The 13,361-nt window shown below is 57.9% G+C and carries 15 protein-coding genes, 1 tRNA gene and 1 pseudogene; 12 read left to right on the top strand and 5 right to left on the bottom strand.

Annotated elements, in window-relative coordinates:
* Positions 1-5 precede the first annotated feature (5 nt).
* Genes BLV67_RS27530 through BLV67_RS27510 form a run of 5 tightly spaced genes read left to right on the top strand, consistent with a single transcriptional unit; the run spans position 6 to position 4,410 of the window.
* Positions 6-566 (top strand): carboxymuconolactone decarboxylase family protein, encoded by a 561-nt coding sequence (locus BLV67_RS27530; RefSeq protein WP_065931564.1) that lies wholly within the window; start codon positions 6-8, stop codon positions 564-566.
* Between the two features lie 38 nt (positions 567-604).
* Entirely contained in the window at positions 605-1,666 is a 1,062-nt protein-coding gene (locus BLV67_RS27525) for an acyl-CoA dehydrogenase family protein (RefSeq protein WP_065931563.1), read from the top strand.
* A complete protein-coding gene (locus BLV67_RS27520) occupies positions 1,663-2,466 on the top strand; it encodes an ABC transporter ATP-binding protein (protein WP_069787372.1) in 804 nt (267 codons plus the stop codon). Before BLV67_RS27525 ends, BLV67_RS27520 begins: the two co-directional genes overlap by 4 nt.
* Positions 2,453-3,652, top strand: coding sequence for an ABC transporter substrate-binding protein (locus tag BLV67_RS27515; RefSeq protein ID WP_065931561.1), 1,200 nt, complete (start codon positions 2,453-2,455; stop codon positions 3,650-3,652). Before BLV67_RS27520 ends, BLV67_RS27515 begins: the two co-directional genes overlap by 14 nt.
* Complete coding sequence (locus BLV67_RS27510; RefSeq protein WP_065931560.1) at positions 3,649-4,410, top strand: ABC transporter permease; 762 nt, start codon at positions 3,649-3,651, stop codon at positions 4,408-4,410. The genes BLV67_RS27515 and BLV67_RS27510 overlap by 4 nt, the downstream gene beginning before the upstream one ends.
* Positions 4,411-4,458: 48 nt before the next feature.
* Here the strand turns inward: BLV67_RS27510 and BLV67_RS33045 are convergent, their stop codons facing one another.
* Positions 4,459-4,596, bottom strand: a complete 138-nt coding sequence (locus tag BLV67_RS33045; RefSeq protein WP_162843025.1) for a hypothetical protein — start codon at positions 4,594-4,596, stop codon at positions 4,459-4,461.
* 172 nt (positions 4,597-4,768) lie between these two features.
* On the opposite strand from BLV67_RS33045, the gene BLV67_RS27505 reads away from it, so the two are divergent.
* On the top strand, positions 4,769-4,963 hold the full coding sequence (locus tag BLV67_RS27505) for a hypothetical protein (RefSeq protein ID WP_065931559.1): 195 nt from the start codon (positions 4,769-4,771) through the stop codon (positions 4,961-4,963).
* A gap of 27 nt (positions 4,964-4,990) precedes the next feature.
* On the opposite strand, the gene BLV67_RS27500 is transcribed toward BLV67_RS27505, so the two are convergent.
* Entirely contained in the window at positions 4,991-5,368 is a 378-nt protein-coding gene (locus BLV67_RS27500) for a fe2+ zn2+ uptake regulation protein (RefSeq protein WP_069787373.1), read from the bottom strand.
* A 238-nt stretch (positions 5,369-5,606) separates the two neighbouring features.
* On the opposite strand from BLV67_RS27500, the gene pvdQ reads away from it, so the two are divergent.
* From pvdQ to arr, 6 genes are all read left to right on the top strand, one after another.
* Entirely contained in the window at positions 5,607-7,886 is a 2,280-nt protein-coding gene (gene pvdQ / locus BLV67_RS27495; protein WP_069787374.1) for a bifunctional acylase PvdQ, read from the top strand.
* A gap of 212 nt (positions 7,887-8,098) precedes the next feature.
* A tRNA-Cys gene (locus BLV67_RS27490) sits at positions 8,099-8,172 on the top strand.
* Between the two features lie 310 nt (positions 8,173-8,482).
* Positions 8,483-9,589 (top strand): AcrVA2 family anti-CRISPR protein, encoded by a 1,107-nt coding sequence (locus tag BLV67_RS27485; protein WP_069787375.1) that lies wholly within the window; start codon positions 8,483-8,485, stop codon positions 9,587-9,589.
* Positions 9,590-9,719: 130 nt separating this feature from the next.
* Positions 9,720-10,787, top strand: coding sequence for a hypothetical protein (locus BLV67_RS33175; protein WP_208604508.1), 1,068 nt, complete (start codon positions 9,720-9,722; stop codon positions 10,785-10,787).
* Positions 10,735-11,370 carry a hypothetical protein gene (locus BLV67_RS27475; RefSeq protein WP_139114120.1) on the top strand — a complete coding sequence of 212 codons (636 nt, stop codon included), beginning with the start codon at positions 10,735-10,737 and terminating at the stop codon, positions 11,368-11,370. The genes BLV67_RS33175 and BLV67_RS27475 overlap by 53 nt, the downstream gene beginning before the upstream one ends.
* Positions 11,371-11,541: 171 nt before the next feature.
* Positions 11,542-11,958, top strand: coding sequence for an NAD(+)--rifampin ADP-ribosyltransferase (gene arr / locus BLV67_RS27470; RefSeq protein ID WP_065931553.1), 417 nt, complete (start codon positions 11,542-11,544; stop codon positions 11,956-11,958).
* Positions 11,959-12,189: 231 nt separating this feature from the next.
* Here the strand turns inward: arr and BLV67_RS27465 are convergent.
* The 3 genes and pseudogenes from BLV67_RS27465 to BLV67_RS27455 form a co-directional block, all read right to left on the bottom strand.
* Positions 12,190-12,414: pseudogene (locus BLV67_RS27465) on the bottom strand (helix-hairpin-helix domain-containing protein); the annotation flags it as partial.
* A gap of 24 nt (positions 12,415-12,438) precedes the next feature.
* On the bottom strand, positions 12,439-12,690 hold the full coding sequence (locus tag BLV67_RS27460; protein ID WP_069787377.1) for a hypothetical protein: 252 nt from the start codon (positions 12,688-12,690) through the stop codon (positions 12,439-12,441).
* A complete protein-coding gene (locus BLV67_RS27455) occupies positions 12,691-13,224 on the bottom strand; it encodes a GNAT family N-acetyltransferase (RefSeq protein WP_069787378.1) in 534 nt (177 codons plus the stop codon).
* Positions 13,225-13,361: the final 137 nt, after the last annotated feature.

Below are 13,361 nucleotides of genomic sequence, written 5' to 3'. Positions count from 1 at the left end.
ACTCCATGTCCCGTGTACCGTTGCTCACCCCTGAAACCGCCCCGGAAGCGGCCAAGCCCTTCCTGGAAAACGCCCTCAAAGCCTCGGGTTTCATCCCTAACCTGCTCGCCGTGTTGGCCAATGCACCGGCGGCGCTGGAAACCTACATCACCGTGTCCGGGCTCAACGCCAAGTCGCAGCTGAGCCTCGCCGACCGCGAAGTGGTGCAGTTGATTGCCGCCACCACCCACGGCTGCGATTTCTGTGTGGCCGGCCACACCGCCGTGGCGCGCAATAAAGCCAAGTTGCCCGAAGACGTGATTGACGCCTTGCGCCAGCGCGGTGAATTGCCCAACGCCCGTTATGAGACACTCGCCGCCTTCACCCGCGAAGTGATCGCCACCCGTGGCGATGTCAGCGACGCGGGTTTTGAAGCGTTCCGCGCCGCCGGCTATACCGATGGCCAGGCGCTGGAAGTTATTTTGGGCGTCAGCCTGGCAACCCTGTGCAACTTCGCTAACGTGTTTGCCCGTACCCCGCTGAACCCGGAACTGGCGCAGTACCGTTGGGAAAAACCGGCAAGCTGAATCGGCGATGGTCCACCTGCTGTGAAAAGGAGAATTGAATGCTTGACCCAATCTTGAGCCGTTGGCTCGATGTTCAAGCGCAGGCCCTGGATGTGGGCAGTTGCGATCCACAGGAAGTGCTGCCACGGCTGGCAGAGTCAAATGTATTAAGCATCGGCGTGCCCAAGGCGCTGGGCGGGCTGGGCGGTGATGTGACCGGCGCGGTGGAAGCCATCGCCAATGTGGCCAGCCATTCCCTGGCGGCGGCGTTTGTGTGTTGGGGCCAGCGCTCTTTTATCGAATATTTGTTGCAGAGCCCGAACGAGCGGTTGCGCGAGCAACTGCTGCCGGACTTGCTCAGCGGCAAGCTGGCCGGGGCCACCGGGCTGTCGAACGCCATGAAGTTTTTGTCCGGCATCGAAACCCTGCAAATCAGCGCGCAGCCGACCGATGATGGCTGGACCCTCAACGGTCGCCTGCACTGGGTGACTAACCTGCGCAAGAACGGTTTCGTCGCGGCGGCGGCGATCGAGCATGCCGGCGGTGGCGCGCCGTTTATCCTGGCGATCCCGGATTCGGTCGCAGGCCTGCAGCGTTCGCGTGACCTGGAGCTGATGGGCCTGCAATCGAGCAACACGGCGGCCCTGGGCCTGGAAGGCGTGGAGCTGAGCCGCGACTGGTTGCTGCATGAGGATGCGCGCAAGTTTCTACCGGCGGTGCGCCCGGCGTTCCTGGGCTTGCAGTGCGGCATGTCCATCGGCCTGGCGCGGCGCTCCCTGGCGGAAGTCGCCAACCACCTCGGCGCCTCACGTACGGTGCTGCGTGACGAGCTCGAGGCCCTGCGGGTAACCCTGGATCATCTGGTCACAGAACTGAAAAGCGGCCTGCTCGCCGGGCGTTTCGCCGCCGAGCCGGTGCCCTTGTTCAAACTGCGTATCGCCCTGGCCGAAACCGCCGCCAGCGCGGTGCAACTGGAACTGCAAGCCAGCGGCGGCAAAGCCTACCTCACCGCCCATGGCAGCGGCTTTGCACGGCGCTGGCGCGAGTCGGCCTTTGTGCCGATCGTGACGCCCAGCCTGGTGCAACTGCGCACCGAGCTGCACCGCCAGGCCAACCTATGAGTCAGGCGGTATTGAACGCCCAGGGCATTTGCCTGGGCTATGCCAGCGGGCCGGTGTTGCAAGGCTTTGACTTGCAAGTGCAGGCGGGTGAAGTGGTGTCGATCCTCGGCCCCAGCGGCGTGGGTAAATCCAGTTTGCTGCGGGTGCTTGCCGGTTTGCAGGCGCCCTGGGGCGGTAGCGTGCAGGTGCTGGGCGAGCCACTGGCCGGGCCGCATCCACGGGTGGCCGTGGCGTTTCAAGACCCCAGCCTGTTGCCCTGGCTGAACCTGGAAAAGAACGTCGCCTTCGGCCTGGATTTCGCCCGTCAGCCGCACTTGAGCCCTGAGGCGCGCCGCCAGCGCGTCGACCACGCCATTGCGGCGGTCGGCCTGGAACATGCGCGTCAGCAGTTTCCAGCGCAGTTGTCCGGCGGCATGGCCCAGCGCACCGCGTTGGCCCGTTGCCTGGCCCGCCAGCCGCAGGTGTTGCTGCTGGATGAGCCGTTTGGCGCACTGGATGAAGTCACCCGCGCCGACATGCAGCACCTGCTGCTCAAGGTCAACCGCGAGCAAGGGTCGGCGGCGGTGTTGATCACCCACGATATTGACGAAGCGCTGCTGCTGTCCGACCGCATCCTGCTACTGGGCAACCGCCCGGCGCGGACCTTGGGCGAATGGCACATCGAGTTGCCGCAACCGCGCGAAGAGCAGGTTGAAGCCATCGGCGCGTTGCGTATCGAGATTCTGAAAACCTTACGGCAGGCGAGCCGCCCTCAACCCCACCCCATTGCTCAACAGGAGTTTTCACATGTGTCTGGATGACCTCACGCACTCGCGCCGTGACTTTCTCAAACTCTCGGCGGTGCTCAGTGCCGCCGGTGCCTTGCCGTTGCTCAGCAGCCTGCAGGCCCGCGCCGCCAGTGAGCCGGACGCACCGGTGCGCATCGGCTATTTACCGATCACCGACGCCACGCCCTTGCTGGTCGCGCATAACAACGGCTTGTTCGAGGCCGAAGGCATCAAGGCCGAGCGCCCGGTGCTGTTGCGCAGTTGGGCGCAGGTCATCGAGGCGTTTATTTCCGGGCAGGTCAACGTGATTCACCTGCTGTCGCCGATGACGGTTTGGGCGCGCTACGGCAGCAAGGTACCGGCCAAGGTCGTGGCCTGGAACCATGTCGGCGGTTCGGGCCTGACCGTGTCGCCAGGCATTACCGATGTGAAGCAATTGGGCGGCAAGTCGGTGGCGATTCCGTTCTGGTACTCGATCCACAACGTGGTGGTGCAGCAACTGTTCCGCGACAATGGCCTTACGCCCGTGGCGCGTGCCGCCGGCTCTGCGATTGCGGCCAATGAGGTCAACCTGATCGTGTTGCCGCCGTCGGACATGCCGCCTGCATTGGCCAGCAAGCGCATCGATGGCTATATCGTCGCCGAGCCGTTCAACGCCCTGGCAGAGAACCTCAAGGTCGGCCGCGTGCAGCGCTTTACCGGCGATGTGTGGCGCAATCACGCGTGCTGCGTGGTGTTCATGCACGAACATGACCTGACCAACCGCCCGGAGTGGTCGCAGAAGGTGGTCAACGCCATCGTCAAGGCGCAGGTGTGGACCCGTGATAACCGCGAAGAGGCGGTCAAGCTCTTGTCCAAGGACGGCCCCAACCGCTATACGCCGCATGCCGAGCCGGTGTTGAGCAAGGTCTTGGCCCCGGCCGCCGCCGACCGTGCCGCGTACCTGGCCGACGGCGCGATCCGGCACGCCAATTGGGACGAGCATCGCATCGACTTCCAACCATACCCATTCCCCAGCTACACCGAGGAGTTGGTGCGACGCCTGAAGGACACCTTGATCGAAGGCGACAAAAAATTCCTCGCCGACCTGGACCCAGCCTTCGTGGCCAAGGACCTGGTGGACGACCGCTTTGTGCGCAATGCCATCGAATCCGTGGGCGGCATGAAAACCTTCGGCTTGCCCGACGGTTATGAACGGCACGAGGAGATCGGCGTTTGAACAACGGCAGAATCCCTGGCTGGTGTCTGGGGCTGAGTGGTTTGGCGGGCTTGTTGCTGCTGTGGTGGTTGGGCGTGAAGGTGTTTGGCGACGCCGAGGGTTTATCGGCGCGCTTTTCGCTCGCAGCAACCGCCAGCAGCCTGTGGGAATTGCTGGGGCGCAGCGAGTTCTACTTGCACATCGCCGTAAGCTTGAAGCGTATTTTCGTCGGGCTGTTGCTGGCCTTGTTGGTCGGTGTGCCATTGGGGCTGCTGGTGGGCAGTTCGCGCAACCTGGAGGCGGCCACCACACCGGCGTTCCAGTTTCTGCGGATGATATCGCCACTGTCCTGGATGCCCATTGTGGTGATGCTGATGGGCGTGGGCGACCAGCCCATCTACTTCCTGCTGGCGTTTGCCGCGGTGTGGCCGATCATGCTCAACACCGCCGCGGGCGTACGCCAGTTGGACCCGCGCTGGTTGCAACTGAGTAAAAGCCTGAGCGCCACGCGCTGGGAAACCCTGCGTCGGGTGATCATTCCCGGCGTCGTCGGGCATGTGCTGACCGGCGTGCGCCTGGCCATCGGCATCTTGTGGATCGTGCTGGTGCCGTGCGAGATGCTCGGGGTCAGTGCGGGGCTGGGCTATTACATCCTCGACACCCGCGATCGGCTGGCGTATTCGGAGTTGATGGCGATGGTGGTGGTGATCGGGTTGCTGGGGTTTGCGCTGGATGGGTGTGCGCGGTGGTTGCATCAGCGCTGGGTGCATGCTGGTTGAATGGCGCGCCTCTCGTCTTCCATCCTGGAAAGCGAGAGGCGCCCGGTATCAGCGACGCTCGTAGCCAGGGCCGCCATCGTAGCGGTGGTCGTGCCAGCCGCCACCGCCGCCGCGTGGGAAAAAGAAGCAGCCGCTCATGGTCAGCATGATCAGCAATGGAATCAGCAATGTGATTCGACGGAGCATTTTCAAATCCTCTAAAGTACCGACAGGTTCAAACCGGCGCGGAACAAGCCAAAATTTCTCAGCGCCTGTAACATATGACCCTGCCGAACCCGTGCCATCCCCGTAACCGGGTATGTGCTTGGCATGCTCGGCGGTACAAAGTGGATACATTCTTAAGGTTCAGGAACCCGTCATGACCCAAAAGCAACGTTTGAAATATTCGATTCTGATCGCCCTGGCAGTACTGGCGTCGATGTTTGGCCTGTCTTATCTGCAGAACACCGGCGTGATCAGCGAAAAAACGTTCCAGTACCTGGCGATTGCGATTGCCGTCGTGGTGGTGGTGATCAACGGCATCATGCGGCGCAAGGTCAAACCTCACTTCTGATACCTGCTGGAGCGCCAGGCCAAAGCGTCAGGCGCGACCGTCCAGCACTTTGGCAGCCTCTGCATGGAGGCTGTAGCTTTTATCGGCATTGAGGGTGATCACGCCCTCGCTGCACAGGCGCTTGAGCACCTCACGCACGCTGAGAAACGACAGCGGGATGCCCAGCTCCAGCAAATGGCTGTGAACGCCGCGCACGCCCAGTGTGCGCTGGTTGTCGGCGGCGGTGAGCAGGGCATCAATGACCTTCAGCCGGATCAGGCTGGTGCGCAAACCGAAGCACTTGAGCAAATGGCGGATACGCTGGTTGCCGTGCTCGGGCGCTTTGCCGAATGCTTGTGCGCTGCCGCCGTAATTGGCGTCGGCAGCCGGTGAATGTCCATCCGTGGGCGATTGCGGGTTGTACATGCAAAAACTCCTTATCAGAGCCTGATCAGGAAAATGATGGCGCTCTTATTTGAATAAGACGAACGAGCGAGCGAAATCATGAAGTCCCGGATGTAGAAATTTTGTCGGTATCCGCTTTGTCACACTTCAACTGCCGTTTAATAAACACCCGCAGCGGCTAAATTATTCCCGGTTGCCTGCGTTCTTACGGTGGGGTCGTTGCCCCTTGTAAGGGTGTTCATTTGACTGTGGAGCTTGCGTGATTATTTCCAACCGGTTGTCCAAGGCATGCGTGGCAGGGCTGTTGCTGGGGCTGAGCCTGAATGCTTCAGCGCGTGAACAGGTGACACAGGCTGCTGCAGATATCCGTCGCACCAGCTTCGGCGTCCCGCACATCCGGGCTAATGATGAGCGTGGCCTGGGCTACGGTATTGGTTACGCTTACGCGCAAGACAACCTGTGCCTGCTGGCCAATGAAGTGGTCACGGTGAACGGCGAGCGCGCGCGGTTTTTCGGCCCGGACCAGGCGACCCTCGAAGAGCGCAACAACCTGGCCAGTGATGTGTTTTTCAAGTGGCTGAATACGCCCCAGGCCGTTGCCGCATTCTGGAAGGCGCAAACCCCGCAGATGCAGCAGCGCATCGAAGGCTATGTCGCCGGCTACAACCGTTATCTGAAAGAGCAGGGCGCGCCGACCCAGTGCCACGCCACATGGGTGCGCCCGCTGGTAGTGGAAGACCTGGTCAAGCTGACGCGCAGGCTGCTGGTGGAAGGCGGTGTCGGCCAATTCGCTGAAGCCCTGGTCGGCGCCACGCCGCCTAACGCCACTGCCGCTGTGCCGTCGAGCATGAGGGCCTTTGAACTGGCCGCAGCCAATCAGCAACGCTTCAGCCTCGACCGTGGCAGCAACGCCGTGGCCGTGGGCCGTGATCGTTCGTTTAATGGCCGTGGCATGCTGCTGGCCAATCCGCATTTTCCGTGGGTCGGTGGCATGCGTTTTTATGAGATGCACCTGACCATCCCGGGCCAACTGGACGTGATGGGCGCAGCACTGCCGGGTTTGCCGGTGATCAATATCGGCTTTAACCAGCACGTGGCCTGGACCCACACGGTGGACACGTCCAAGCATTTCACCCTGTATCGGCTCACCCTCGATCCCAAGGATTCCACGCGTTATCTGCTGGATGGGAAATCCATCGCTATGGAGCAGCGTGCGGTGAAGGTCCAAGTCAAACAGCCCGATGGCAGCCTCAAAGAGGTCACACATACGGTGTACAGCTCGCAATTCGGCCCGGTGGTGCAATGGCCCGGCAAACTCGACTGGGACAGCCACTACGCTTTCAGCCTGCGCGACGCCAACCTGGGTAACGACCGCGTGTTGCAGCAGTGGTACGCGATGAACCGCGCGACCAGCCTTAAAGAACTGCAAACCTCGGTGCACACCCTGCAAGGCATACCGTGGGTCAATACCGTGGCCGCCGACGACCAGGGCCAGAGCCTGTACATGAACCTGTCGGTGGTGCCCAACGTCAGCGCCGCCAAACTGGCGCAATGCAGCGACCCACGCGCCGGCCTGCAAATGATCATGCTTGACGGCGCCCACAGCGCTTGTGCCTGGGAGGTTGACCCGCGTGCGGCGCAGCCTGGCATCTTCGCGGCCGACCAACTGCCGCAACTGCAGCGCACCGACTACGTGCAACACTCCAACGACTCGGCGTGGCTGGCCAATCCCAAGGCGCCACTCACCGGCTTCTCCCCGGTGATCAGCCAGGACCACATCGGCCTCGGCCCCCGCGCACGTTTTGCCGTGCAACGCCTGCAATCCCTGGAGAAGCAACCGATCAGCGTGGCCGACCTGCAAAACATGGTCATGGACAACGAGGTGTACCTCGCCGGCCAGGTCATGCCCGACCTGCTGGAGTTCTGCGCCAAACACCTCGGCGCCGACGCCGCCGCTCTGCAACCGCTGTGCACCAGCCTGAAAGCCTGGGACCAGCACGCCAACCTCGACAGCGGCATCGGCCTGGTGCACTTCATCAACCTGGTCGAGCACCTGCAGCAAATCCCCGACGCCTGGCGCGTGCCTTTCGACTCGGCGCAGCCCTTGACCACGCCGCGTGGCCTGGCGATCGACCGCATCGAGGTGGCCAACGCCCTGCGCGAAGCCATGCTGGCCTCCAGTGCCGAGGTCAATACACTCAAGGCCACGCGCTGGGGCGACATCCAGGTCAGCGGCCAAACCCCCCTGCACGGCGGCCCGCAACAACTGGGCATCTACAACGCCATGCAAACCGTGCCCCGCGCCGACGGCAAACGCGAAGTCGTCAGCGGCACCAGCTACTTGCAAATCGTCACCTTCGACGACCAAGGCCCCCAGGCGCTGGGCGTGTTGGCGTTCTCCGAATCCAGCAACCCTGCATCCAAACACGCCAACGACCAGACCCAAGCCTTCTCCGAGAAAAAACTGCGCGCGCTGCCCTTCACCGAAGCCCAGATCAAGGCCGACCCGCACTATCAGCAGCAACGCATCCAGGAGTAGGGCAGGCCCGCAACCCCTTGATGGCTATACGAAATATTTTTGAAATCAAGGGGTTGCAGGTAAAAGCAAATACGTACATAATGGCGCCCATCGAACGCAACGAAGCATTTAAAACTTCAATGTATTCAATAAGTTAGAGTAGAGGCAGGGTTTTATAGCCCACTCAAGTTTTTATGCGGTGAATGTCAGCAGTCAGGGCATTGATCGTTTGAGGCCGAGTAGCAAAATGGTTATGCAGCGGATTGCAAATCCGCCTACGCCGGTTCGATTCCGACCTCGGCCTCCACTCTTAGAAGCCCCGTAGATTAACGTCTACGGGGTTTTTTATTGGGCGCAGGAAAGAAGGGCATGCCGAAGCGTTGCGCGTATAAGCGCTTCACGCTGGGCTGGAGACTTCTTATCCTGAAGTCGTTGCGTGATAGAAACTTGGATGCGTTCGTACTTTCAGATTTTGGCTAGGTAGCCTGTACGAAAGGTCTTTTTTTAAAGAGTAGAATTTTCCAACGGCGCAGGGAAAGATAATCTACCTCGGCAAGCCAAGAGTGCCTGAGCACGATACGATAGATTTATGATCTTTTTTTAGTAAGGAAGCTGATTTGGATATCACCTATAAATTACCCCATCCTGTAAGGGTTAATTGTACTGAGTTTGGAGAGCGAAATTCCCAGGCGATAGACAGGTTTTATGATTTGGTATTCGGCCCGCTGGATATTGAAACGTGCTCAATCGACTTTCTGAATAACGTGCTTGCGACAACGCGTCCTGACGTTTTTGAGTCGTTTCGGGTGAACAGTACGACTGACCATTTGGCCGGCGTTATAATGAGTTCAACGCTGTTTCCATATAAATTCAAGAATCAGGATGGCAACATACTCACGACCTCCAATGTCATTGATCAACTTCTTGAAGAAACTGAGATAGGCGATGATATTCCTATTTCATACCTGAGGCCTCCGTTTAAAAATTGTTATATCGAGTTTACCGAAGATAGAAGCTCATCGCTCAGGGTATTCAATGAGCAGACGCATGAGCATATACTTGAGGGCGTCTACATATCCGAGACGCAAATAGAACCCGGAACCGAAGGTATGCAGCGCTATGTCGCGCATCCGTTGGTAGATACCACTCAGACATTAAGAATTCTTGAACTCATGTTTACAGGCTCTCCGCTCGGTAAGAGTCATAACACAGATGATGCGTTGAGAGTTCAAGGGTTCTACATTCAGGATAATGCGCTGACCATCAAGGAGGAATTGAAGCGGGTGGAAGAAAGGTATGGTGCGGATGAAGACTTTGCTGGGGATATGAACTATGTCTCTGAAGCACTGAATCATATGGCCAAGGTGTTGCTGTTTATCAATTGCAAGCAATACCGTGATGTCGCGTTTAACGAAAAAAAGGAAATGCTGAAGAAGGTCGTCGCGCTCAAGTCTTTACCAAAAATCAAAAAGTATGAAAGTAAGCTACGTAAGGTTTATGACCGGATCATTATTAAGCCTGAAGACAGTGTTGTGTACGAAAGCTCTCTAGGTCACAATCATGCACGGGACGTCCAGCCAAAAAAAACGCATTGGAGAAAAGGACATTTTCGAATGCAGCCCTACGGTGTGGGTGCGACTAAACGAAAAGTGATATTCATTGAGCCGACGGTGGTGGGGGGTGTCTTCGCGAAGAAAAAATCCTACGACGTTAAATCTAAGTGATAATAGGTTTGTGACTAGTATGCGGTAAACCACAATTTTTTAGCTAATTAAGTTGACCTTGTTTTGAATCAGTGATGGTGCCAGGACTTTCATTGGTGTGATGAACTCTAATGGACTAAGGAGTGGTGTTGTGAAACGTCCCGAAGTAACTTCCTGCACAACCACATTTGAAGTGTTCACGAAGCATCGTGCCGTATTTGCCGAGCGTTTTGATGACATTGTGTATTCGTGTGTATCAGAAATCCTAGTGTATGGTCGTGAGTTGCGCAACATCAGCAACGGTTGTGAATTAAACGATGCCTTGGGCCGGGGATGGATGTGTCACTGCCGGACCTTTGACGAACAGTTGCAGTTTGTCTCGGACATCGATGAGTGTTTATCGAATACCCGCTATCGCCTCACCCTGTCCACCGGACAGGTGATTCGCGGGGCGACCGATGCCAACGGTTACACTGAGCGCATTCGCAGCCACACGGCTACCACTCTGGACAACATCACCTTTTACCGGAACACCGCCTTCGCCAGGGGCTGTGCTGGGGTAGGGGTTGAGGAAGAGGAAGAGGAAGAGGAAGAGGAAGAGGAGGAAGAAGAGGGCATCAGCGCTCGCAACGTCAGCCTACGCACCGTGCAGACCTCGCAGGAAGACTTTGGTCTGTCGTCGAAAAAGGTCGTGCTGAAGAATGACGTGCGCGGATTAACCAGCGCAGAAATAGCCGCCTGCAACTTACTGTTTGGCAAAGCTGTTAATTATGAGAAAGTTAAAGTTCATGGCAGAGAATATCTATTATTTGGTTTGCAACCTGATGATACCGCCATGACTCCGAATGGTGAGCTGTACTTTAATCCGAAACATTATCGGCAGGACTACACCGCAGCCAGCAATTCAGTCTTGCATTGGTTTATGCATGAAATGGTGCATGTCTGGCAATATCAGCTAGGTTATCCGGTTAAAACCCGCGGCGCAGTACGTCTCGGCCTGGACTATAGCTATACCCTGAAAGAAGGCCGCCGTCTGAGAGATTTTAATATGGAGGCACAAGGCGATGTGTTGGCCGACTATTTTATCTTAAAGTTCAAAGCGGCCCCCGCCGCGATGTCGATGAAAAAATACGCAACCAGCTTAACGCTGTATGAGGATGTATTAAGTGATTTTCTCAAAGATCCTTCTTCACCTGATAACTTACCCCCGTTTGTTTAGTTTGTCCGAGCTACTGGCGGGGTGGCTGATTGTGGTGGCGCTGCTAATCAGCAGCGCGGACAATCCAGCGCAGGCCCGTTCGCGCCTGGGCGAGCTGGATGTGAGGCTGGTAAATGAGAGTCCGTGTTTCTCCCCAGGCGTTGGTGAGCTGGACTACTCAAAGGGACCAATCCAGCTTAGCGCGGTGATTGTCAGTGACACCACAACCGCTCCCTACACAGAGGTCTGGTCATTTTATTTGACCGGTCAAGCCAGGACGGTGCAGTCGTTGTTGTCGTGTATCACGTATGGCCAAACACCTGCGCAGGCGGCGGACGTACACGGCCCTATCCCATTGCAAACGGGCCGGGTGTACACCGCCTTTGTCGATGTCGATAAGCCCGACGCCCGTGACCCGACTTTTGGCTATATGGCCTATTTTTGCCTGTTGAAACATCGCGACAACTTGCTACGCTTGGTCAAGTTGGAGTTTGTTCAGGACCGCTGGAATGTTGAAGCCTGTGATCCTGGACTACCTGACCTTTCGCTGTACTCCGAGCAGGGGAACCGAGGAACCGCAAAAGCCCTCCGGTCGCGGTTATAAGTTCCGGCCATTTCGGGAAATAGGGGGCCGAGAAATAGCTGGAAATAGGGGGTTGACGCTGAGGTGGTCCAAAACGCCTGCAATACATCGGGCGTTGGGGTGAAACAGGTGTAAACCTATTTCAGGACTAGACAATTAAGCCAACTCCCTTCCTCCAAGGATCACCAGCCCATGTCCACTACTGCTGGCGTATTCACCCGCCAGTTCTTCCACGGCACCCGGGCTGACCTGGAGCCAGGCGACACCATCCGCGTCGGCTACCCCTCCAACCTCACAACGGGCAAGCCACTGTCCTGGGTGTATTTCGCGGGCACGTTGGACGCTGCAATCTGGGGCGCGGAGCTGGCGCTGGGCGAGGGGGCAGAGCGGATTTATGTAGTTGAGCCTACCGGGCCTATCGTGGACGACCCCAACGTGACGGATAAGAAATTTGCCGGCAACCCAACGCTGTCGTATCGCTCGCTGGAGCCGCTGCGGGTGGTGGCTGAGGTGACGAAGTGGCAGGGGCATGCGCCTGAGCGGTTGCAGCAGATGAAGGACAACCTTGCCCGTTTGAAGGCACAAGGTCTGGATGTGATCATTGACTGACGGCTCTCGAGCACATTAATCCCAGCGAACTTCCAGTTCAGAAATCTCCCTTTCCAACGGCTCCCTGGCTTCAAACCATGCATCGAAACCGTTGAACTGGTCGTCGGCCAGGTAGAGGTAATAGCCTCCGGTTTCGCCTGTGGTGTCATCCTGGATCGTTATCGTCCAGCCCGTGTGCTCCCCTGATAATATCGTTCCGCTGCGAGTGGTGGGCATGGGTGGCTTGGTCGCCCTCGCAAGCGCCACAGCCGCAGTAATTGCCGCCCGCGCCTGGGGGCTGTTTTTCCAGCAGGTCGACCCGACTGCTGCCGATGCTTGCGCAAGTATGTCGCCCACGTCCGACTTTCCAAGCACCTCCAATGAGTTAATGCCCAACTGCTCCAGCCGTGTAAGCACTGTGGGGCCTACGCCCTTGAGGGCGAGCAAAGCGGTTTTTTCTTCCAATGAAAACGGCATGTGTAAATTCCTTTTTATTGCTCACTAGGCCTCAGTGCGGACAATCCGTTGCGCCTTCACTTCTTCGGCGTATACGCCAAGCTTTGCCTGTTGCGCAGCCAGTAGTTCGCACATTTTCATCAGCGCCACCGCTTCATCGGGTGTTCTGCCGTTCGCGGCCATCGCTGTCAGCTCAACCACCGACCAGCCGATAACTGCCTGTGCATCGTCAAGGTCGTAAAACAATTCTTGTTGCGCGGTTCTGGGCCCGTCGAGGCCCTGTATCAGTTCTGCCATTTATCTCTGCACCTGCGGTTTGAGTTCAAGCGCCATGACGACCATCCCGATGTCGACAAGATCCGTGCTGAAGGGGATCTCGCCAATGCGCCGAAACCCGAATGCCTCGTAAAAACCCTGTGCACTGACGTTGGTTTTGAGCACGTCCAGCCACAATAACTGTTCACCACGTTGCGCCACTTCATCGCGAACACACTGCAACAGTTGCTTGCCGTAACCCAACCCGGCGGCGGATTTAAGCAGGTAGATTTTCTGCAGCTCTGCGCCCACTTCACCGGTTAACGGCGCAGGCACTGCCCAATTCACTTTGGCAAACCCGACGGCTTTGCCTTGTTCATCGCAAGCAATAAACCACGTATGCCTGCCTGGCAGCTCGAGTGACTGGCGCAGCGCAGTGGGTGAAAAATCCTGCTCAAGAAAACCCTGCATACCGGCAGGCGACCATAACGTCGAAAAATGCTCGCGATAGGTCTGGCAGCCGACCTCGCGCAGCGTCTCGATATCAGCTGTTGTCGCTTTATGAATGGTGATCATGCTCTTCCTTGGTCTTTGCGCGTAGAACCTCTTACCGCTTCCAGCCTAACCCATGCGCCTTACACAGCCATGCAAAATCCTCCAACAGCTCGACAGCCGCGCAACTCCGGCTTTGATGGTCGAGGCACACAAGCCAG

It is taken from the genome of Pseudomonas salomonii (genome assembly GCF_900107155.1).
Taxonomy (GTDB): domain Bacteria; phylum Pseudomonadota; class Gammaproteobacteria; order Pseudomonadales; family Pseudomonadaceae; genus Aquipseudomonas; species Aquipseudomonas salomonii.
The sequence above is the reverse complement of the archived record's forward strand: the minus strand, read 5'-3'. Positions and strand labels throughout refer to the sequence as shown.